This is a genomic window from Stenotrophomonas sp. TEPEL (assembly GCF_004348785.1).
Classification (GTDB): Bacteria; Pseudomonadota; Gammaproteobacteria; order Xanthomonadales; family Xanthomonadaceae; genus Stenotrophomonas; species Stenotrophomonas indicatrix.
The window spans coordinates 3,852,734-3,873,325 of record NZ_QQXJ01000001.1 but is presented as its reverse complement, the minus strand read 5'-3'; the positions used below and the strand labels follow the sequence as shown (position 1 = coordinate 3,873,325).

General features: G+C 66.6%; 15 protein-coding genes and 1 pseudogene. 9 read left to right on the top strand and 7 right to left on the bottom strand.

What is annotated here, in order from left to right:
• The first annotated feature begins 7 nt into the window (after positions 1 to 7).
• The 3 genes from TEP_RS17710 (at position 8) to TEP_RS17700 (ending at position 4,310) form a co-directional block, all read left to right on the top strand.
• The gene (locus TEP_RS17710) at positions 8 to 1,279 is read left to right on the top strand and encodes a mechanosensitive ion channel domain-containing protein (RefSeq protein WP_033830173.1); all 1,272 of its coding nucleotides are present in this window, start codon (positions 8 to 10) and stop codon (positions 1,277 to 1,279) included.
• Positions 1,280 to 1,407: 128 nt separating this feature from the next.
• The gene (locus TEP_RS17705) at positions 1,408 to 3,582 is read left to right on the top strand and encodes a glycoside hydrolase family 3 N-terminal domain-containing protein (RefSeq protein ID WP_132826157.1); all 2,175 of its coding nucleotides are present in this window, start codon (positions 1,408 to 1,410) and stop codon (positions 3,580 to 3,582) included.
• 137 nt (positions 3,583 to 3,719) lie between these two features.
• Positions 3,720 to 4,310, top strand: a complete 591-nt coding sequence (locus TEP_RS17700) for a hypothetical protein (protein WP_132826156.1) — start codon at positions 3,720 to 3,722, stop codon at positions 4,308 to 4,310.
• 76 nt (positions 4,311 to 4,386) lie between these two features.
• Here TEP_RS17700 and TEP_RS17695 read toward each other — a convergent pair whose 3' ends face one another.
• Complete coding sequence (locus TEP_RS17695; RefSeq protein WP_132826155.1) at positions 4,387 to 5,553, bottom strand: PQQ-dependent sugar dehydrogenase; 1,167 nt, start codon at positions 5,551 to 5,553, stop codon at positions 4,387 to 4,389.
• 172 nt (positions 5,554 to 5,725) lie between these two features.
• Here TEP_RS17695 and yiaA point away from each other — a divergent pair, with 172 nt between their 5' ends.
• Positions 5,726 to 6,178: an inner membrane protein YiaA gene (yiaA, locus tag TEP_RS17690; protein ID WP_132826154.1), complete on the top strand. Its 453-nt coding sequence runs from the start codon at positions 5,726 to 5,728 to the stop codon at positions 6,176 to 6,178.
• 116 nt (positions 6,179 to 6,294) lie between these two features.
• Here the strand turns inward: yiaA and TEP_RS17685 are convergent, their stop codons facing one another.
• The 6 genes from TEP_RS17685 to TEP_RS17660 form a co-directional block, all read right to left on the bottom strand.
• Positions 6,295 to 6,642, bottom strand: a complete 348-nt coding sequence (locus TEP_RS17685; RefSeq protein WP_132826153.1) for a hypothetical protein — start codon at positions 6,640 to 6,642, stop codon at positions 6,295 to 6,297.
• An 82-nt stretch (positions 6,643 to 6,724) separates the two neighbouring features.
• Positions 6,725 to 8,026: an amino acid permease gene (locus TEP_RS17680; RefSeq protein WP_132826152.1), complete on the bottom strand. Its 1,302-nt coding sequence runs from the start codon at positions 8,024 to 8,026 to the stop codon at positions 6,725 to 6,727.
• Entirely contained in the window at positions 8,023 to 8,787 is a 765-nt protein-coding gene (locus TEP_RS17675; protein ID WP_132826151.1) for a L,D-transpeptidase family protein, read from the bottom strand. The genes TEP_RS17680 and TEP_RS17675 overlap by 4 nt, the downstream gene beginning before the upstream one ends.
• A 12-nt stretch (positions 8,788 to 8,799) precedes the next feature.
• Positions 8,800 to 9,648 (bottom strand): MurR/RpiR family transcriptional regulator, encoded by an 849-nt coding sequence (locus TEP_RS17670; protein ID WP_032975614.1) that lies wholly within the window; start codon positions 9,646 to 9,648, stop codon positions 8,800 to 8,802.
• Between the two features lie 415 nt (positions 9,649 to 10,063).
• Positions 10,064 to 11,158, bottom strand: a complete 1,095-nt coding sequence (locus TEP_RS17665; RefSeq protein ID WP_132826150.1) for a dipeptide epimerase — start codon at positions 11,156 to 11,158, stop codon at positions 10,064 to 10,066.
• Positions 11,159 to 12,604 carry an SH3 domain-containing protein gene (locus TEP_RS17660; protein ID WP_132826149.1) on the bottom strand — a complete coding sequence of 482 codons (1,446 nt, stop codon included), beginning with the start codon at positions 12,602 to 12,604 and terminating at the stop codon, positions 11,159 to 11,161. It lies immediately after the preceding gene.
• Positions 12,605 to 12,736: 132 nt separating this feature from the next.
• On the opposite strand from TEP_RS17660, the gene TEP_RS17655 reads away from it, so the two are divergent.
• From TEP_RS17655 to TEP_RS17635, 5 genes and pseudogenes are all read left to right on the top strand, one after another.
• The gene (locus tag TEP_RS17655; protein WP_132826148.1) at positions 12,737 to 14,209 is read left to right on the top strand and encodes a transglutaminase-like domain-containing protein; all 1,473 of its coding nucleotides are present in this window, start codon (positions 12,737 to 12,739) and stop codon (positions 14,207 to 14,209) included.
• 50 nt (positions 14,210 to 14,259) lie between these two features.
• A complete protein-coding gene (locus TEP_RS17650) occupies positions 14,260 to 17,283 on the top strand; it encodes a TonB-dependent receptor (RefSeq protein WP_132826147.1) in 3,024 nt (1,007 codons plus the stop codon).
• 55 nt (positions 17,284 to 17,338) lie between these two features.
• Positions 17,339 to 18,891, top strand: a pseudogene (locus TEP_RS17645) (serine hydrolase).
• Positions 18,824 to 19,537: a M15 family metallopeptidase gene (locus TEP_RS17640; protein WP_132826146.1), complete on the top strand. Its 714-nt coding sequence runs from the start codon at positions 18,824 to 18,826 to the stop codon at positions 19,535 to 19,537. Before TEP_RS17645 ends, TEP_RS17640 begins: the two are co-directional and overlap by 68 nt.
• 603 nt (positions 19,538 to 20,140) lie before the next feature.
• On the top strand, positions 20,141 to 20,512 hold the full coding sequence (locus TEP_RS17635; protein WP_132826145.1) for a hypothetical protein: 372 nt from the start codon (positions 20,141 to 20,143) through the stop codon (positions 20,510 to 20,512).
• Positions 20,513 to 20,592 lie beyond the last annotated feature (80 nt).

Here is a 20,592-nt window from a genome sequence, read left to right as displayed (position 1 = left end):
ACAACTGATGGTGGACGCGGTGGTGGCGGTACAGTGGCTGGAAAAGCTGCAGAACACACTGGAACCCTATCCTGGCGCCTACCTGGCGTTGATGATCTCGGCGCTGCTGGTTGCCGCCGGCCTGGCCAACTGGGTGACCAAGCGCATCCTGCTGCGCGGCCTGCGTCGCCTGCTCAACCGCCTGCCCGGCGCCGATACCGGCCGCGGCAGCCATCTGATGCGGGTCATTTCGCGGCTGTCCAACGTGGTGCCCAGCCAGGTGATCGCCTCGGGCATCCGTATCGTGCCGGACCTGCCGCCGGGCCTGGTCGGCTTCATCATCGGTGCCTGCCAGGCGTGGGCGATCCTGACCGTGGTGCTGGCGCTGTCGCATGCGCTGGATGCGGCCAACGACCTGTACGAACGTCGCCCCGAGGCGCGCAACAAGCCGATCAAGGGGTACCTGCAGGTCGCCAAGATCATCATCTTCGTGATCGCCGGGCTGTCGATCGTTGCCACCCTCGCCGGTGTCGACCTGCGCTACCTGGTCACCGGCCTGGGCGCGGCCACCGCAGTACTGATGCTGATCTTCCAGGACACCATCCTGTCGCTGGTGGCCAGCGTGCAGATCAGTGGTGATGGGCGTATCCGTATCGGCGACTGGATCGAGATGCCCAGCCAGAATGCCGACGGCGATGTCATCGATATCGCCCTGCATACGGTGACGGTGCAGAACTTCGACAAGACCATCACTACCATCCCGACCAAGAAGCTGGTGACCGAGTCGTTCAAGAACTGGCGCGGCATGCAGGAGGCCGGTGGCCGCCGGATCAAGCGCGCGCTGTTCCTGGACCAGCACAGTGTGCGTTTCATGGAGGAGGACGACCTGGCCTTCCTCGGCCAGTTCGCCCTGCTGGGCGACTACCTGCGCGGCAAGCAGCAGGAGCTGGGCCAGTGGAACGGGCGTCTGCGCGAGCAGGGCGTGGCCGAGGTCAACAGCCGCCGGGTGACCAACCTGGGCACCTTCCGCGCCTACGTGGAGCGTTATCTGGCCAGCCACCCGGGCATCCATACCGATATGACCCTGCTGGTGCGCCAGCTGCAGCCGACCACCGAAGGCCTGCCGCTGGAGCTGTACTGCTTCACCCGCAGCACCGCCTGGGGCGAATACGAGGCGGTGCAGTCGGACATCTTCGACCACCTGCTGGCGATCCTGCCGGCCTTTGGCCTGCGGGTGTTCCAGGCGTCCAGCGACGCGATGTTGATGGCCGGGCAGCGCCAACTGGCCGGCTCGGAGTAAGCTGCGATGCCCCCGGCCAGACCGTACGGATCCGGCTGGTGGCTGAAACTGAATGACGAAACCTCTCGCCAAATCGTCCGGGATCGCTAGAATGCCGGGCTTGTAAACGTTTTCATCAAGGACTGCCGGTGGCCTCCGATCGCATCGAATCCCTCATTGCCCAGATGACCGTCGAGGAAAAAGTCGGCCAGCTGGGTGTCTTCGCGGACATGGTCCGCCCGTTCGCCCCGGACGTGAACCCGGAAGCCAACGTGCGCAATGCCGACCAGGTGCTGCAGCAGGTGCGCGAGGGCAAGGTCGGCTCGCTGTTCAACGGTGTCGGCGCCGAGCTCGGCCGCCGCATCCAGCAGGTCGCCACCGAGGAGAGCCGCCTGGGCATCCCGGTGATCCTGGCGGCCGACGTCATCCACGGCATGCGCACGGTGTTCCCGATTCCGCTGGGCGAGGCCGCCAGCTTCGAGCCGGACCTGGCCGAGCGCACCGCGCGCGCCACTGCGGTTGAAGCCACCGCTGCCGGCCTGCACTGGACCTACGCACCGGCCGTGGACATCGCCCGCGACCAGCGCTGGGGCCGCGGGGCCGAAGGTGCCGGTGAGGACGTGGTACTGGGCTGTGCCTTCGCCGCTGCCCGCGTGCGTGGCTTCCAGGGCAGCGACCTGCGCGCCGCCGACTCGCTGCTGGCCACGCCCAAGCACTTTGCCGCCTACGGCGCGGTGATGGCCGGCATGGAATACAACATGGTGGACATTTCGCCGCAGACCCTGCGCGATGTGCACCTGCCGCCGTTCAAGGCGGCCTTCGACGCCGGTGCGATCACCGTGATGTCCTCGTTCAACGACATCAACGGCGTGCCGGCCAGCGCCAACGCCGAGCTGCTGACCGACATCCTGCGTGGTGAATGGAAGTTCCCGGGCGTGGTGATCTCCGACTACACCGCCGACATGGAACTGGTCGCGCACGGTTATGCCGCCGACGACCGCGATGCCACCGCCAAGGCGTTCACCGCCGGCCTGGACCTGAGCATGCAGAGCGGCTTCTACGCCGAGCACCTGCCGGGCCTGGTGGAGAGCGGCGAGGTGCCGATGAGCGTGCTGGATGAAGGCGTGCGCCGCATCCTGTGGCTGAAGGAGGCCATCGGCCTGTTCGACGACCCGTACCGCTCGCTGGACCCGGCGCGCGAAGCCGATACCTCCCATATCGCCGCCCATGACGAACTGTCGCGCGATGCCGCGCGCCGGTCGATCGTGCTGCTGAACAACCGCGACAACGTGCTGCCGCTGCAGAAGAACGGGCAGAAGATCGCGCTGATCGGCCCGTTCGTGCAGGACCGCGACAACATCGAAGGCTGCTGGACGCTGTTCGGCGACAAGCAGCGCTACGTGGATCTGGAAACCGGCGTGCGCGCGGCCATCGGCGATGACGCGCTGCTGGAAGTGGTGCCGGGTTGCGAACTGGAAGCCGCCATTGCCGGTGGCACCGAGGCGGCCGTGGCCGCTGCGCTGCGCGCCGACGTGGTGGTGCTGGCGCTGGGCGAGCCGCAGCGTTACAGCGGCGAGGCGCAGTCGCGCGTGGAGATCACGCTGCCGCCGGCACAGCAGGCGCTGGCCGAAGCGGTGGCGATGACCGGCAAGCCGCTGGTGGTGCTGCTGCGCAATGGTCGCGCGCTGGCCCTGCAGGGCGCGGTGCGCAATGCGCATGCCGTTGCGATCACCTGGTACCTGGGCACGCAGACCGGCCATGCCGTGGCCGATGTGCTGTTCGGCGATTACAGCCCCTCCGGCCGCCTGCCGGTCAGCTTCCCGCAGGTGTCCGGCCAGCAGCCGTACTTCTACAACCACCCGCGCACCGGTCGCCCGGAACTGCCGACGATGTCGGAATTCAAGGCACGCTGGCGCGAGATTCCGAACGAGCCGTTGTACCCGTTCGGCCATGGCATCGGCTACACCACCTTCGCCTACGGCGTGCCGCAGCTGAGCACTGCGCGCGTCGGCTGGGACGACACCCTGACCGTGACCACCACGCTGACCAATACCGGCAGCGTGGCCGGCGAGGAAGTGGTGCAGCTGTACATCCACGACCGCGTGGCCAGCCGCGTGCGGCCGGTGCGCGAGCTGAAGGACTTCCGCAAGGTGGCCCTGCAGCCGGGCGAGTCGGCCGAGGTCGTGTTCACCCTGACCCGTGAACAGCTGGCATTCACCGGCCGCGACGGCGTGCTGCGTGCCGAGCCGGGCCTGTTCGACGTGTGGGTGTGCGCCTCGTCGATGGCTGGTGACGCGGTGCAGTTCGAACTGCTGAACGCCTGATCGGTAGAGCATCCACGCATGGCGTGGATCTACTGGCAATGAGTAGCGCCGGGCCATGCCCGGCGTCCTCACCCATGGCGAACACGCCGGGCACGGCCCGGCGCTACCATCGGAGCCTGATCCGATGGAGACCGCGCATGCGCACGATGGCCTACCTTGTTCCTGTCCTGTTGCTGGCAGCGTGCTCGCAGCCGGCACCGCCGCCCGAACCTGCCGCCGATGCGCCTCCGCCGATGACGGGCGCGACGCCGGCCGAAGCGGCCGCCAGCACCACGCCCGATGCCGTCGCCGCGCCACAGGCTGCGGCGGAGCACGCCAAGGATGCGGCTGCGACGCCGGCCGATGCTGCCAACCCCGCAGCACCTGCGGCAGACGACGCCCGCGCGCGCATCGAGACGCTGCTCGGCGATGCGGCGCAGTATGAAAAAGTATTCACTGCCTTCAAGACCGCAGTGGTCGGTGGCGATCGCGCGGCGGTGGTTGAAGAAGTGCGTTTCCCGCTGAACATCAGCGGTGGCAGGAAGATCACCGGGCCCGGTGAATTCCAGCGCAACTACGAAAAGATCATCACCCCGGCGGTGGTCAAGGCGGTGTCCGCGCAGGACTTCGGCACGGTGTTCGTCAACCAGCAGGGCGTGATGATCGGCGATGGCCAGGTCTGGCTGACCGGCGAGTGCCTGGACAAGGCCTGCACGCGCACCGAGGTGAAGGTCGGCACCATCCAGTAACGAAAACGGCCCCGCATGCGGGGCCGTTGCACACCGGTCGTGCCGGCCGCNGGCCGGCACCCCGGCCATCAGGCCATCAGGCCTTCGGCGTGAGCTTCAGCAGCCGTGCCTTGCTGCCGTCTTCCAGCAGCCACAGCGCGCCGTCCGGGCCCTGTTCCACTTCGCGGATGCGCTCGCCCATGTTGAAGCGTTCGGCCTCGCGCGCGCTGTCGCCGTCGAAGGCCACCCGCACCAGCGAGGTGGACGACAGGCCGCCGATGAAGGCGCTGCCCTTCCACTGCGGGAACAGGCTGCCGCTGTAGAACATCAGGCCGGCCGGGGAAATCACCGGGTTCCAGGTCACCTTCGGTGCGGCGAACTCCGGGCGGGTGTCATGGTCGGGAATCGGACGGCCGTCGTAGTGGTCGCCGTTGGACACGATCGGGTAGCCGTAGTTGGCACCGCGCACGATCAGGTTCAGCTCATCGCCGCCGGCCGGGCCCATCTCCTGCGCCCACAGCTTGCCGTTGGCATCGAAGGCGATGCCCAGCACGTTGCGGTGGCCCAGCGACCACACCTGCGCGGCCACGCCGCCCTGCGAGGCGAACGGATTGTCGGCCGGCAGGCTGCCGTCGTCGTTGAGGCGGATGATCTTGCCCAGGTTGCCGCTCATGTCCTGCGCAGGATCGAACTTCTGCCGTTCGCTGGAACTGATCCACAGCTTGCCGTCCGGGCCGAAGGCCAGGCGGTGGCCGTAGTGGCCTTCGCCGCTGACCTTCGGCGTCTGCCGCCAGATCACCTTCAGGTCCTTCAGCTGGCCGCCACCGTTGGCATCGAGGGCGAGGGTGGCACGGGCCACGGCCGCGCCGCGCGTGTCCAGCGTGCCTTCCTCGGCGTAGCTGACGTACACCACGCGGTTGCGGGCGAAATCCGGATGCAGGATGACGTCACCGAATCCACCCTGGCCGCCGTAGGCGACCTTCGGCACACCGGTGATTTCATGTTTCTGGCCGCTGGCCAGGTCCAGATGCTGCAGCTTGCCGCGCTTTTCGGTGACCAGCAGGCTGCCATCGGGCAGGAAGGTCATCGCCCACGGCTGGTCGAACCGGCTGACCTCGGTGGCGGTGAAGGGACGTTGGTCTGCGCTGGCCGCGGCGCTCGCCGGGGCCTTCTGGCCAGACGCATCAGGGCCGGCCGCGTTGCAGGCGGTGGTGGCGAGGATCGGCAGCAGGCCGAGGGCGAGCAGCAGGGGCGTGCGGGTCATGGGTATCTCCAGCGGAAGGGGATGCGGATGGCCAGGCTCTCCCTTGTATACCACCGGGACGGTGACGGTCGTGGCCCGAAGGTCCTGCTCCCCCCTGTGCGGCATGGCGCGGATCGTCTAGGGTGTTGTCGCCCGGGCAAAGCATTGCCCGCCTGTCTGCCAAGGACCTGCAATGAACGCACCCCTCATCCATCGACCCTCGCCCGCCTTCATCGCCGCCTCGTGGGTGGCCCTGCTGCTGGGCGCGGTGGCCTACCTGGTCGGCCTGTTCAATGCCGAGATGCCGCTGAACGAGAAGGGCTATTACCTGACCCTGCTGCTGTTCGGCCTGTTTGCGGCGATATCGCTGCAGAAGAGCGTGCGCGACCGCGTCGAGGCCATTCCGGTGAGCGGCCTGTACTACGCGCTGTGCTGGTTCGCACTGCTGTCGGCGCTGTTGCTGCTGCTGGTCGGCCTGTGGAATGCCACCCTGGTGCTGAGCGAAAAGGGCTTCTACGGCATGGCGTTCGCGCTGTCGCTGTTTGGCGCGGTGGCGGTGCAGAAGAACACCCGCGACCTGATTGCCGCCAACGCGGCCGAGCCCAAGCGCGCTTCGTCGATTCCGCCGCTCCCGGAACAGGAGTGACCGGCTGAGGTAGCGCCGAGCGCCTGCCCGGCCCAGGCCTGCAACGCAGAAGGCGCCGGGCATGGGCTCGGCGCCACTGTGGCTGCATCAGTCAACAGCTGGAACAGCTGGATGGGTCAACCGTGGCGCGTCAGCCGCGGATCGGCCACATGGGCTTCATCCCACCCGCGGCGGACAGCGGCGCGGGCCTGGTCCCATTCCAGGCGGCTCTTGCCGCGCTCGGTCGCCCAGCGGGACTGCAACTCCGCTTCGACCTGTTCGTAGGCGCGGATCACCTGATCGGCGCGGGTTTCGTTGACGCGTGCTGCGTGGCCGATCTGATAGGCCGGCTCGTAGTCATCGAACAGCAGACTGGCGTCGTAATACGGTTCGGCGCTGTAGCGGTCGCGCCAGTAGTCGGAGATGGCCTCGCGCGGGGTGCTGTCTTCCGGCACGCGGCCGGGGATCTGGTAATCGGGGCTCATGGACAGAAGGCTCCGTAGTGGACGAAGCCTGATCGTGCCCATCGGCCGGTTAACGCGCCGGACCGGCAGCGTGATCGGCAGGTCAATCAGCAGCGGCATCCTTGCGCGGCAGCTTGTAGATCACCGCGCCAACGGCGAAGGCGACCAGCGCTGCGACGATGTTCTGCCAGCTGGCACTGGCAAACAGGGCCACGCACAGCAGCAGGGCCAGCACCGGAATCAATGGGCCGCCGGGCAGCTTCAACGCGCCGGGACGGTCAGCATAGCGCTTGGCCAGCACCAGCACGGCGGCGGCCGTGCCGATGTAGGCGAACAGGCGCGTGGTCATCGACAGCAGTGCCAGCTGCACGAACGACCCGGACAGCGCCAGGCCGAGGGCGATCAGGCCCTGGCAGAAGATCGCCGCGGCCGGGGTACGGAAGCGCGGGTGCACCTGTGCCAGCACCTTCGGGCCGTAGCCATCGCGGGCCAGGGCGAACAGGAAGCGCGGGCCCATCATCATCGTGTTGCTGTTGGTGCCGAGGATGGAGATGGTCGCGCCCACGGTGAGGATCAGCGCCAGGGCCTCGCCGCCGAAGCTGGAGGCCGCATCGGCCAGCGGCGTGGCCGAGTCGGCCAGGCCGGGCAGCGTGCCCTGCGCCACGATCTGCACCGCCGCGTAGATCACGGTGACGGTGACGATCATGGTGATCAGCGCGAACGGGATGTCGCGGCGTGGGTTGCGGTATTCACCGGCTGCGGCCGGAATGTTCTCGAACCCGGCATAGGCATACAGCAACAGCAGCGCTGCCTCGCCCATGCGCTGCAGGTCGTGCGGGTCCGGGCGCTGGCCGGAGAAGGCCAGCTGCGGGTCGATGTAGAAGGCGCCGATGGCCACGAACAACAGCAGTGGCAGCATCTTGCCGATCACCAGCACGATGCCGGTGCGGGCAGCCGAGCGCACGCCGATGATGTTCACCCCGGTGAGGAAACCGAGCGAGACAACGATGATCGCGATACGGCCCATGCCTGCGCCTGCCCACGGCCAGAACCGCGCCACGGCGTCGGCCAGCGCATTGCTGAGCGCTGCGGCCGAGCTGATGCGGGTCAGCCAGATCATCCAGCCGATCTCGAAACCGGCGAAGCGGCCGAAGGCTTCGCGCGCGTACAGGTAGCTGCCACCGGGTTCGTCGAAATAGCTGGCCGCCTGCGCGTAGCACAGCACCAGCAGGGCGACGACGATGCCGGCGGCGACCACGCCCCACAGGCTGAAGGGGCCGAGCAGGGCGACCGTGGCGGCCGGCAGCAGGTAGATGCCGCTGCCGACCACATCGTTGATGGACAGGCCGACGATCTGCCAGCGGCTGACCGCGCGTTGCAGTTGCGGTTCGTCGGCGGCGCTCAACGTACGGCTCCTTCAAGCGCGGGCAGTTTCCACTGTGCCTGCAGGCGCTGGTATTCGGCCCGTGGCAGCAGGACGAAGCGTGGCGTGTCCTGCGGGCGCAGCCAGTCCAGCAACGCCTGCATGCGCACCTCTGGCATCGCAGTGCAGCCAGCGGTGGCCTCGCCGGGCTGGCGCCACAGATGGGCGAAGATGCAGCTGCCCTTGCCGGGTTGGTTGTCCGGGTTGTGCGCGATCACGAAGCCTTCCCGGTAACGCACGTCGCCCTGGTTGTGCAGGTCCAGCCGCATCGGTTCGGTGGAACCGGCGATGGCGGCGCGGCCCACCTTCTTCGCATCGACGATGCGGTTGTAGAACGGCGATGCTGGCACGTCCATGCAGTAGCTGCTCTCGAGCATCGGCTGATAGGTCATCGCCGTGCCGGGCCGGGTGATGGCATAGCCGAACGCGCTGCCCAGCGCGAACACACCGGCCGGACTGCGGCCATCGCCTTCCTGTTTCTGCGGACCGTCGGTCTGGGCAGGATGCAGGCCCAGGCCCCAGGCACTGCCGGTGCGACCCAGCGCCACCGGGAAGGCCTGGCCGTGCCTGCGCCAGTGCTTGCCGTCGCGCACGAAGGCCTGCAGCTGGCCCTGCGTGCTGTCCCAGTTCTCGCTGGTGACGACGATCAGTTGGCGAGCGCTGTCCAGCGGGGCAGCGTGGAGAGCAGCTGCGGCAACGAGCAGCAGCGCGGCAGATGCAAGGCGGGCCAGCAGCAGGTTCATCGGGCGCTCCGGTCAGGAATCCAGCAGGTGGTCGATCCGTTCCAGGTTCACCGCCAGCTGCTGCTGGCGATCCGGATTGGCGTGGCAGAGCAGCACGAACAGGAAATCGAGCAGGGCATGCATGGCGCTACGGTACAGCAGCTGCGCCACCTGCGGCGCGCGGTCGTGCGCGCACACCACCAGTGCCGCATCGGCATGCGCACGCAGCGGGTTGGCGGTGTGGCGGGTGATCGACACCACCTTGCCGCCCATGTCCTGGAACTGCCGCGACAGCTGCGAAAGCTGCGGCAACTTGCCGAACTCGGAGAACATCAGCAGCACATCGCCCGGGCGTGCGGCGGACAGGTTGGCCAGCATCAGGATCGGATCGGTATGCGGCACCACCAGCAGGCCGAGCAGCGACAGCCGCATGGCGAATTCGCGCGCATACAGGCCGTCGTCACCGAGGCCGTGCACAAACAGCTTGGGCGCGCCGTCGAGCAGCTGCACGATGCGCTCGATCTCCTCGCGTGGGTTGGCCTGGCGGGTTTCTTCCTCGGCCTGGGCCTTGCTGCGGCGCAGGGCGTCGCCCAGGCGCAGGTAGTCATCGCTGATGTCCGGTTCGGCGGGCGCCTGCTGTGGGTCGGCACCGGCACGGGCGACGTCCTCGCCGATGGAATATTTCAGGTCCGGGTAGCCCTTGAAGCCGAGCTTCTGGCTGAACTTGACCACGCTGGACTGGCTGATGCCCAGCGCGCTGGCCAGCTGCTGCGAGGAGTAGTCGCGCAGCAGGTGCGCGTTGTCGAGGATGAAGTCGGCGATGCGGCGTTCGATGGCCGACATCTGCCCGCGCTCGGTGCGGATTTTCAGCAGGGGCGGCATGCGGGGCGTCCGATGGTCGTGCGCTGGAGCATAGAGGAACGCGTTGCGGTTGGCGGCGTAGAGCAGAGTATGTGGTGGCTCGCGCGCGTGCCAGCCGCGAAGGGGGTGCGGAGTGGGGCAATAGCAGGAGCAAGGGCATCCACGCATGGCGTGGATCTACCCGGAGCTGCCGTTGAGTCCGCCTTCAAGCGAGCCGAGCACCGCAGGTCCGGCGAGGGCGCAGAGGCGCGGGTGTCTGAGCGCAGCGAGTTCCGCGCCGTCCCTCGGCGGACCGAGGAGCGCAGGGCACCGGCGTGCGCAGCACGTCGGCTCGCGGCCGGCGGAGCGTTTCTTTTGGTTACTTTTCTTTTCGCGAAAAGAAAAGTAACGCCCGACCAAGCATCAGACGTAGACACCGCTGGCAGCGGAGCTCCAATCAACCCAGCATCTCCAACCCCCGCACTTCGGTAATGCCCAACCCCGGCACATCGCTGATGCTGATCTCCGACTCGTTGAAGCGCACCCCGCCGCTGACCGGATCGAACTGCCCCAGCGAGGGACCATCCAGGTCGACCTTGGTGATCACATCGCTCTTGGCTACCGCCAGGTGCACCGCTGCGGCCACGCTGATGCTGGATTCGATCATGCAGCCGATCATGCACGGCACGCCGTAGATGCCGGCGATGTCGGCAATGCGGATGGCGTTGGACAGGCCACCGGTTTTCATCAGCTTGATGTTGATGATGTCGGCGGCGCGCTGCTGGATCAGGTCCATTACCTGGCTTGGGCTGAACACGCTCTCGTCGGCCATCACCGGGGTGTTGACCCGATCGGTCACGTACTTCAGGCCACTGATGTCGGCGGCCTTGACCGGCTGCTCCAGCAGTTCCAGCACCACGCCTGCCTCTTCCAGCGTGCGCATCGCATGCACCGCCTGCTTGGCGGTCCAGCCCTGGTTGGCATCCAGGCGCAGCAGCGCACGGCCTTCGACGGCGGCATGGATCGCCTTGACCCGCTCGATGTCCACGCCGATGTCCTTGCCGACCTTGATCTTCAGCGACTCGAAGCCGCGTTCGACCGCCGACAGCGAATCGGCCACCATCTTGTCGATGTAGTCCACGCTGATGGTGATGTCGGTGGTGATCACCGGGTCGCCACCACCGAGCATCTGGTACAGCGGCGCGCCATGCAGCTGCGCCCACAGGTCGTACAGGGCGATCTCCACCGCCGCCTTGGCGCTGGTGTTGCGCTCCATCGCGGTCTGCACCAGCGTGCACAGGCGGTTGAGGTTGACCACCTCCTGGCCGATCAGGCGCGGGGCGATGAAGTGCCGGATCGCTTCGATGATCGAGCCGTGGGTGTCACCGGTGATCACCGCGGTGGCAGGCGCCTCGCCGTAGCCGGTGTGGCCGCTGTCGGTGCGGATCAGCACCACCACGTCCTCCACGGTTTCCACCGTGCGCAGCGCGGTCTTGAAAGGGGTCTTCAGCGGCACGCGCAGCATGCCCAGTTCGATGGCGGTGATCTTCATTCAGGGGTTCTTGGCACGCAGGCGTTGGATGTTGGTGATGCGATCGATGTAGCGGACGCTGTCGCTGGCCATCATCGGCTCCAGCGGGGTGACCGATACGCCGTTGAGGTGGGCCTGCACACGCTTGCCGTCGGCGCCGAACCAGCTGCCGCCCGCGGTATCGTGGATCACCCAGGCGCGGCCATCGACGTGGCCGATGGCCATCATCACGTGGCCCGGGATGTAGACCAGGTCACCCACCTGCAGATCGGTGACGGCGCGGTCGCGCACGGCCTTGCCGTCCTTGGCGGTGAACGGCAAGCGGTCCAGCGCGGGACTGACCGCCTGTGCGCTGGTATTGCGTGGCAGCAGCACGCCGAAGCTGCGGTAGATCTCCGATACGAATCCACTGCAGTCGCGGGTGTCGTAGTCGTGGCCCCAGCCGTAGCGCTCGCCGAGGAACTTGAACGCTTGCTGCAGCAGCAGGCGCGGCGTCAGCGGCAGGTAGTCGGCGGCGGTGTCCTGCGAGCGCGGCAGCAGCGCCGGCACCAGCTTCAGGCGGCCATCGGCCTCGCGCACTGGCAGCTGCACCACCCACGAGGCGTGCGCCTGTTGCCCGTTCACTGGCTCAGCGGCGGGCCAGTCGGCCAGCACCGGCAGGCGCACGCCCATGTCCAGCTGCAGGCGCGAGACACGCGGTTCTTCGGGTGTGTAGGCGGTGTGCGCTGTGGCGGCGGTGACGATGCGGTACGGGCCCTTCGCGCCGTAGCCGAGCACCGTGGCCTTGTCACCGCTGGCCACCGCGTCGGCTTCGATCCATGCGCTGTAGCGCTCGCTGTGCACGAACAGCCAGCGGCCGTCGGTGCTGCGGTGGACGACGGCAACCTTGTCGCCGGGGAACAGCGCCGACTCCTGGAAACGGTCGATGTCGGTATCGCCGACGGTGCTGAAGACACGCTGGCGGGTGGGGAAGGTGCGCAGCGCGGCGCGCTTCACCACCAGTGCGTAGTCCGGCGACACCTGCGACGGAACTGCGTCGAGACCGAGGTTGGCTTCGATCGCACTACGCACGTCCGGTGCGATGGTGCGGCCCTTGTCGTCATACAGCGCCCGCGTGGGCCAGCTCGACAGCGCGCCGATGCTGTCACGCACCTGTGCCGCGCTGAGCTGCGCAGGCAGGGTGGCGATGTCCTGGATGTGCTTGCCCTGCGCGCGCATCCGTGCGTTCTGCGCCTCGATCTGCGCGCGGTCCAGGATAGGTGCGTCGGCATTGTCCAGCCGTGCCGCCCAGTAGTCCGCGGTGAGGTAGGCCTCGTGCAGGCCGATCACGTAAGGCAGCGGGGCGCCGGGGTCGGGTACAGGCGTGGCCGCCTGGGTGAATGCGGGTGCGCCCAGCAGGCCCAGGGCCAGTGCCAAGGTCAACCGGTGCGGCCAGTGCCGACGCGGTTCGCGGGAAGCCAGGATCATGCGCTGCACACCCTCCTCGAATGCCTGTTGGAATATTTATTCCTTTCGGCCCCGAAAGCAAGAATAAATTATTGACCGGTCTTCCGGCCCGTGTTACACAGCCGTTACCACCCGCGCTTGGGAAGTGTCGCTGTGGATCCTGCCGTTCGCAAACCGTCTCTGCCTGCCGCTGCCGGCCTGTGTGCCGCGCTGCTGCTGTGGGCGTCGGCGGCAGCGGGCGCGGATCCGCGCAGCGCCACTGAACGCGAACGGGAAACCCAACTGATCGATCTGGTTGACAGCGGTCGTTTCAGCGATGCCGATGCGTTGCTGGCGACCGCAGGCGATGCTGCCGAAAGCGCGTTCCAGCGCGAGCGCATGCGCCGCATCAAACTGGATTTCTCCCTTGACCGCGCCGCTGCCAAAGCAGCGGTACGCCGTTGGATTCCCGACCTGACCGACGAGGAATTCGCGCGCTGGGACCAGCTTGGCCTGATCGAGCATCTCGACATCGATGGCACGCGCTGGTACTTCAAGCGCGCACCATCGAACCTGTTCCTGCTCAGCGATGAAGCGCGTGCACGCCGCCGCGCGGATGCGCCGATGCCGGCGCCGGGCCCCAACGAGGTGCTCAACGCGCATCACGCGCGCGTGGTTGCTGCCGCCGAACAGAGCGGCATGGCATCGGTGCTGCCGCAGCGCATCGAATTCACCCAATCGTTGACGGTGAAGGCGGATGCCGTACCGGCCGGCGAAACCGTACGTGCCTGGATTCCATACCCGCGCGAGATTCCCGGCCAGCAGGAGCGCGTGCAGTGGATCGGCAGTGCACCAGGCAAGGCTCGAGTCGCCCCGGCCAGCACCCAGCAGCGCACCGCCTACCTGGAGGCCAAGGCGGTGGCGGGGCAGCCGACGCGCTTTGAAATCCGCTATGCGGTGACGATCTTCGCGCGCCACACGGCAATCGATGCGACGAAGGTGCAGGCCACGCCGGATGATCCAGCATTGAAGCCCTATCTGGCCGAGCAGCTGCCGCACGTGCGCTTCACGCCGGCGCTGAAGCTGTTCTCCGACCAGGTGCTGCAGGGCGAGACACGCCCGTATGAAGTGGTACGCAAGCTGTTCGCCGCCGTCGACCGCATTCCGTGGGCCGGTGCACGCGAGTACTCGACCCTCAGCAACATCAGCGACTACGCGTTGCGCGCCGGTCATGCCGACTGCGGGCAGCAGACACTGCTGTTGATCGCCCTGCTGCGCATGAACGGCATTCCCGCGCGCTGGCAGTCGGGCATGGTGTTCTCCGACGATGGCAGCGGCTACAACAACCTGCACGACTGGGGCCAGGTCTACTTGGCGCCCTATGGCTGGCTGCCGATGGATGTGACCACCGGTGCGCTGGCCAGCGACACGCCCGCGCTGCGTGATTTCTACCTCGGTGGCCTCGATGGCTACCGCATCGCCTTCAACGACGATTTCGGCCAGGCGTTCGTGCCGGCCAAACAGCACTACCGCTCGGAAACGGTCGACTCGCAGCGCGGCGAGGCCGAGTGGTCAGGCGGCAACCTGTACTTCGACCAATGGAGCTACGACTTCCAGTGGCGGGTACTGCCAGCCGGGCAACGCTAGCGCGACACACCACCCCACCACCATTCAATTCTTGCAGGAGAGAGCAGGGGATGAAGGCTTACAACATCAAGCGGGCGGCCTTGTGCGTCGCCCTCGGCGCGTGTCTGGGCATCATGCTGCCCACCACGGCCATGGCCCAGAACGTGTCGGGTGCCGTTGCCGGCCGCGCCACCGCGGGCGACCAGATCACCGTCGTCAATGCCGGCACCGGTCTGACCCGGACGGTCACCGTCGGTGCCGATGGCAGCTACCGCCTCGGCCAGCTGCCGGTGGGGGACTATCGGCTGCAGCTCAGCCGCGATGGCCAGACCCTGGGCGAACAGGTGGCGGTAAGCGTCGCTGTCGGCGGTACCACGACCGTCAACCTGGCCAGTGGCGGCGGCGTCACCAACCTCGATGCACTGCAGGTGGTCGGCACCCGCGTGATAAACCGGGTGGACGTCTATTCCACCGAGACCTCATTCAACATCAACCGGCAGGAAATCTCACGGCTTCCGGTGGCACAGGATCTGTCCGCCGTGGCACTGATGGCACCGGGCGTGGTCGGCGGCAACTCCTCGTTCGGCGGCCTGTCCTTCGCCGGTTCCTCGGTGGCCGAGAACGCAGTCTTCATCAACGGCCTCAACGTTACCGACATGTACACGCGTCGCGGCTTCAGCACGGCCCCGTTCGCGTTCTTCAATGAATTCCAGGTCAAGACCGGCGGCTACTCGGTCGAGTTTGGCCGTTCCACCGGCGGCGTGATCAACGCGGTCACCCGCTCGGGCAGCAACGAGTTCAAGGGCGGCGTGGAAGTCACTGCCGAGCCCAGCGCAGGGCGCTCAAGCGGCGGTGACCATTTCCATCGCGACGGTACGCCGCATTCCTATGGCAGCCGCGACAACAACTCGTTCCTGAAGACCAACGTCTGGGGCTCTGGGCCGATCATCAAGGACAAGCTGTTCCTGTTCGCCATGTACGAGGACCGCAACGACCGCGGCCACAACACCTCGTCCGACGGCAGCACCTGGTTCAAGAACAAGTCCGGCAATGGGTTCTGGGGCACCAAGCTGGACTGGAACATCAATGACAACCACAGCCTGGCGCTGCTGGCATTCTCCGATGAAGGCGATGTCACCAATGCGTCCTACGCCTACGACTGGGATGACAACCGCCTCGGCGACTGGGGCGGTGATTCGATCACCGAGACTGGCGGCAAGAACTGGTCGGCCACCTACACCGGTCACTTCGGACAGAACTTCACCGCCCGCGCGATGGTCGGCCAGAACAACCAGCGCGCGTTCACCAACTCATCGCTGGACCAGGCCTGCAGCCCGGTGTTCACCGACAGCACCTATGGCACCCGTCTGTCCAAGCTGCAGGGCCTGCGCGCCGGCTGCCATCCGACCGGGACCGCCGTGGCCGAACGTGATGACACACGCGACGTGGCGCGCCTGGACTTCGAATGGCAGCTGGGAGACCACCTGCTGCGCTTCGGCGTTGACCGCGAGCTGATGACCACCGACCAGACCACCCGCTATCCCGGGCCGAACGCCTTGAGCTACACCGCCTACGTGGCGCGTCCCGGGGATGAAGTGTGGGACGGCGCCAATGCCTACGTGCCGGCCGGTGTCACCGAGATGCTGCGTGCGCGCAACCGGCAATCCGGCGGCAAGTTCGAGACCGAAGCCAATGCCTTCTACCTGGAAGACATCTGGAACATCACCCCGAACCTGATGCTGAACCTTGGCGTGCGTTGGGACCGCTTCGAAAACCGCACCGCCGCCGGCAAGGCGTTCATCAAGATGGACGATCTGATCGCGCCGCGGGTCGGCTTCTCGTGGGACATGAAGGGCGATGGCAGCACCAAGCTGTTCGGCAACGCGGGTCGTTACTATCTGCCGGTGACCAACAACATCAACGTCAACTTCGCCGGCGGCCTGACCGACGAGTACAGCTACTACGTGCTTGAGGGCTGGGAACGGAAGACCTCGCCTACCGGTTCGGCGTACATGGCGCCGGTCATCGGACAGCAGATCGGGCCGACCGACACCCGCATGAACACCGGTGGTGCCGACCTGCGGCAGAGCGTGGACAAGGACCTGAAAGCGGTCTACCAGGACGAGTACATCCTCGGTTTCCAGAACATGATCAACCAGGCCTGGTCGTGGGGCGTCAACGCCACCTACCGGCGCATGACCCGCGCACTGGATGACATCCGCATCAACTACACCCCCTGCGGGCCGACGCCGAGCACGTTGTGGCCGATCGCGAACCCGGGCGAGAGCCTGACCATCTGGGGCGACAAGAGCATCGGCTGCGCAAACGAAGGCTGGATCACCATCGATACCGCCAGCAGCGGCTATCGCAAGGGCGGCAGCGGCGAGGTGATCGGTTATTCCAAGCCGAAGCGTACCTACAAGGCGCTGGAATTCCAGATCGATCGCGCATGGGACGAGAAGTGGATGCTCAACGCGTCCTACCTGTGGTCCAAGAGCGAGGGCAATTTCGAAGGGCCGGTGAACTCCGATACCAACTACGGCGACACCGGCATGGTCCAGTTCTGGGATCACCCGGCTACCAATGAACGTTATGGCGTGCTGTTCAATGATTTCCGTCACCAGTTCAAGCTGCGCGCGGCGTATGCGCTGAACAAGCAGTGGTCGTTCGGCACCACGTTGCAGGTGCAGTCCGGCGGCCCGATCACCGCCTATGGCGTGATGTGGCCGAACGATTCGATCGCAGGTGGCAGCACCTCCAGTGAGGGCAGCGGTGGTGGCACCGGCTGGCTGTGCGTGGCCAATTGCTCCGGCCCCTATGACAAACGCCAGTTCGAATACAGCCCGCGTGGTGCCTTCGGTCGCCTGCCGTGGACCTGGACCATGGGCGCGAACGTGACCTGGCGGCTGCCGGTGGAGGGCATCGACCTGAGTGCCCGGCTGTCGGTGTACAACATCTTCAACAACCAGAAGACCATCAACGTGCACCAGCGTTACGAAGCCCAGCCTGGCCAGTACCGCGAGAACACCTTTGCTACCGGTACCCGCTGGCAGGCGCCGCGCTACACCCAGCTGGTGGTGACCTGGAACTTCTGATCGACGAGGATGCGCAGGGCCGGGCGTCGCCCGGCCCTGCCAATGGAGACCGGTCGTGTATCGCCTGCTGACCTTGGCCGCGTTGCTTGCCGCCACCGCCCCAGCAGGGGCGGTGGACACCGCACGCCTTGACGCCGACATCGCCTTCGTGGGCCAGCACGAGCACCTGCCGGGGCTGGCGATGGCGGTGGTCGAGGACGGCCAGGTCGTCTATCGCCACGCCGAAGGCGCGCGCGGTGACGGCGGCCGCATCGACGAAGACACGCTGTTCAAGATCGCCTCCAACAGCAAGGCGATGACCGCCGCGCTGCTGGCCACGCTGGTGGAGCAGGGCAAGCTGCGCTGGGACGACCCGGTACGCCGCCATCTGCCGGCGTTCCGCATGCATGACCCGTGGGTGGGCGAACACCTGCAGGTGCGCGATCTGCTGATTCACAACAGTGGCCTCGGCCTGGGGGCCGGTGACCTGATGCTGTGGCCTGAGCCCAATGCCTTCACCCGCAGCGATGTCATCGCAGGGCTTGCACACCTGAAGCCAGTCACCAGTTTCCGCAGCGGCTACGCCTACGACAACCTGATGTACGTCGTTGCTGGTGAGGTGGCTGCGGCCGCCGGTGGCAAGCCCTATGACCAGCTGATGCGCGAGCGGGTGTTTGAACCGCTGGGGATGACCCGTTGCCAGGTGGGCGCATGGTCGGTGAAGCAGGTCGGCAATGTCGCCCAACCGCATATGCGTCGAGATGGCCGCAATGTGGTGGCCGGTGCCGATGGAACGCTCAGCCCCGATCTGACGTCGATGGCGGCCGGTGGCATCCGCTGTTCGCTGCGCGACATGACGCGCTGGATGCAGGTGCTGCTGGACCCGGCGCTGGCACCGGCGTGGTTGGGCGCCGAGCAACGCCGCATGCTGTGGACGCTGCACATGCCGATGCCATTGGGCGAACGCCAACGCAGTGGGAGAACGCCCACTTCTATGGCTATGGGCTGGGCTGGCGGGTGTCGGACATGGATGGGCAGTGGAAGGTCGCACACACCGGTACGCTGTCGGGCATGTATTCCTCGCTGGCGCTGCTGCCGGATCGCAAGGTCGGCGTGGTGATGCTGATCAACGGCGAGGCCGAAGAAGCCCGCACCGCGTTGATGCAGTCGACGCTGAAACAGTTCACCGCGCCGGATGACGCGCAACCTGTGGGGTATTACCTGGCCGAGCTGAAGGCCGATCGGGCCGCGCGTGCCGCCACGGGAAGTCGTGCGCCCTCTACCCGGGCGGCCCGACCGGCTGAAACCACCGATCTGGCGCAATGGCAGGGGCGTTACCGCGATCCCTGGCTTGGCCCCGCCTCGCTATGCCCCACCGGCAATGGCCTGCGCTTCATCGTCGACAAATCGCCCGCGCTGCAGGCAACAGTGAAGCAGTTGGAAGGGCGCTGGCTGTTGCAGTGGGATACGCTGGAACCCTCGGCACAGGCGTGGCTGAATCCCGATGCAGGCACGCCGACGCTGGAGCTGCGCGCCATCGATCCGGAGATCGACTTCAGCTATGACTTCCAGGACCTGCATTTCACTCGTACTGGCGATTGCCCTGGCAGCGGCGGCGCACGCCGCTGAGCCGCCGCGCATCTCGCCCGCCACCGACGTCACTGCGGCGGGACTGGTGGAGATCCGCACGCTGTCGCCACGCATCGAGATGGACATCCGCTACGCCGGTGCCAACAACTTCACTGCTGCGCCCGTGCCCGGCTATGAGGCGCCCGCGTGTTATCTGCTGGCGCCGGTGGCAAAGGCGTTGGCCGCTGTGGAAGCCGACCTGCGCGCGCAGGGTTTTGGCTTGCGTCTCTACGATTGCTATCGCCCGGTGCGCGCGGTGCAGGCGTTCATGGCCTGGGTACGTGATCCGCAGGAACAGTCGCGCAAGGCGCTGCAGTATCCCCATCTGGACAAGCCGCAGCTGCTGAGCGATGGCTACATCGCCGAGCGTTCCGGCCACAGCCGCGGTGCCACCGTGGATCTGGGCCTGCTGGATTGCCGCAGCGGCCGCTGTACGCCGATGGACATGGGCACCGACTTCGATTTCTTCGGCCCGCGCGCGCATACGCAGACGCCCGGCCTGAATGACGCACAGAAGGCCAACCGCCAGCAGCTGGTACAGGCGATGGCACGGCGTGGTTTCGCCAACTATGCGCAGGAGTGGTGGCACTACACGCTGCAGCCCGAGCCGGACTCCGGTACCGCCTACGACGTGCCAGTGCGGTAAGGGGGTGTCGGCAGGGCCGCGCCCTGCACCCGCCGAATCGACGGCAACGGCAACAGCAACAGCAGAAGCGGGCTATCAGTGGGATGGCGGGGTGGGGCCGGTTGCGGGGGCCGCTGCAAGTACGTCCCTGTAAGCTCGGTCGCGCCATCCATGGCGCTCACGCCCGCTGCAAGTACGTCCCTGTAAGCTCGGTCGCGCCATCCATGGCGCTCACGCCCCCGCAACCGGACCCACCCCGCCTTCGACAGATTTCCGCGATCTGTCGGAATGGCTTGGCGTGCTCCTGGTGGGTGTCGACCTTGGTCGACACGGTAGGTCCACGCCATGCGTGGATGTTCTTCGTTCAATTGTCGAAATATTCGATTCGATGGAAATCCATCCACGCATGGCGTGGATCTACTGAAGCCGCCGGTACTCGTCTGGGGAAGAGCCCCCTGAGTCAGGGGGCGGCCGCGAAGCGGCGGGGGTATGGAAGCTGGTAAGGGGGGCCCGCGGTTCGCGCAGCGAAGCGTGGGAGCGACAGCGCGTATGCGATGGCGCGTACCAGAGCGCAGCCCTGCCGATACCCCTTACACTGGCCGCCTTCTCCTGCGTCCCCGCCTGATGAACCTTCCCCTGCATTTCGGCCTGCTCGGTACGCTCGAGGCGGGCCTCATCGCCCTGCTGGTCGGCCTGCTGGTGTATTTCCTGTGGCACCACCTGTGCCGGGTGCTGCACTGGACCGTGGGCCATGCCATCGGCTGGTCGTGCGTGATCGCGGTGATCATCTCCGCCGGCATCGACGCCTGGAAGCTGTTCTACATGGGCATCGTGCGGCTGGAGTCGCCGCTGTATGCGCGCCTGTTCCTGTCCACCATCCACGATCCGAACGAACTGGGCAGCCGCGTGGTGCTGGAGATCGCCGGTGCGCTCTCCGGTGTTGCATTGGGTTGGGTGTTGTTCAGTTCGCGGTCATCGGGAAAAACCGTCGACTGACGCAGGTTTTTCGTTCGCTGCCGGTTAAATCGTGCAGCGCTGAATGCTCGTCTTACTACCTGCTCACTTCGCACTAACCA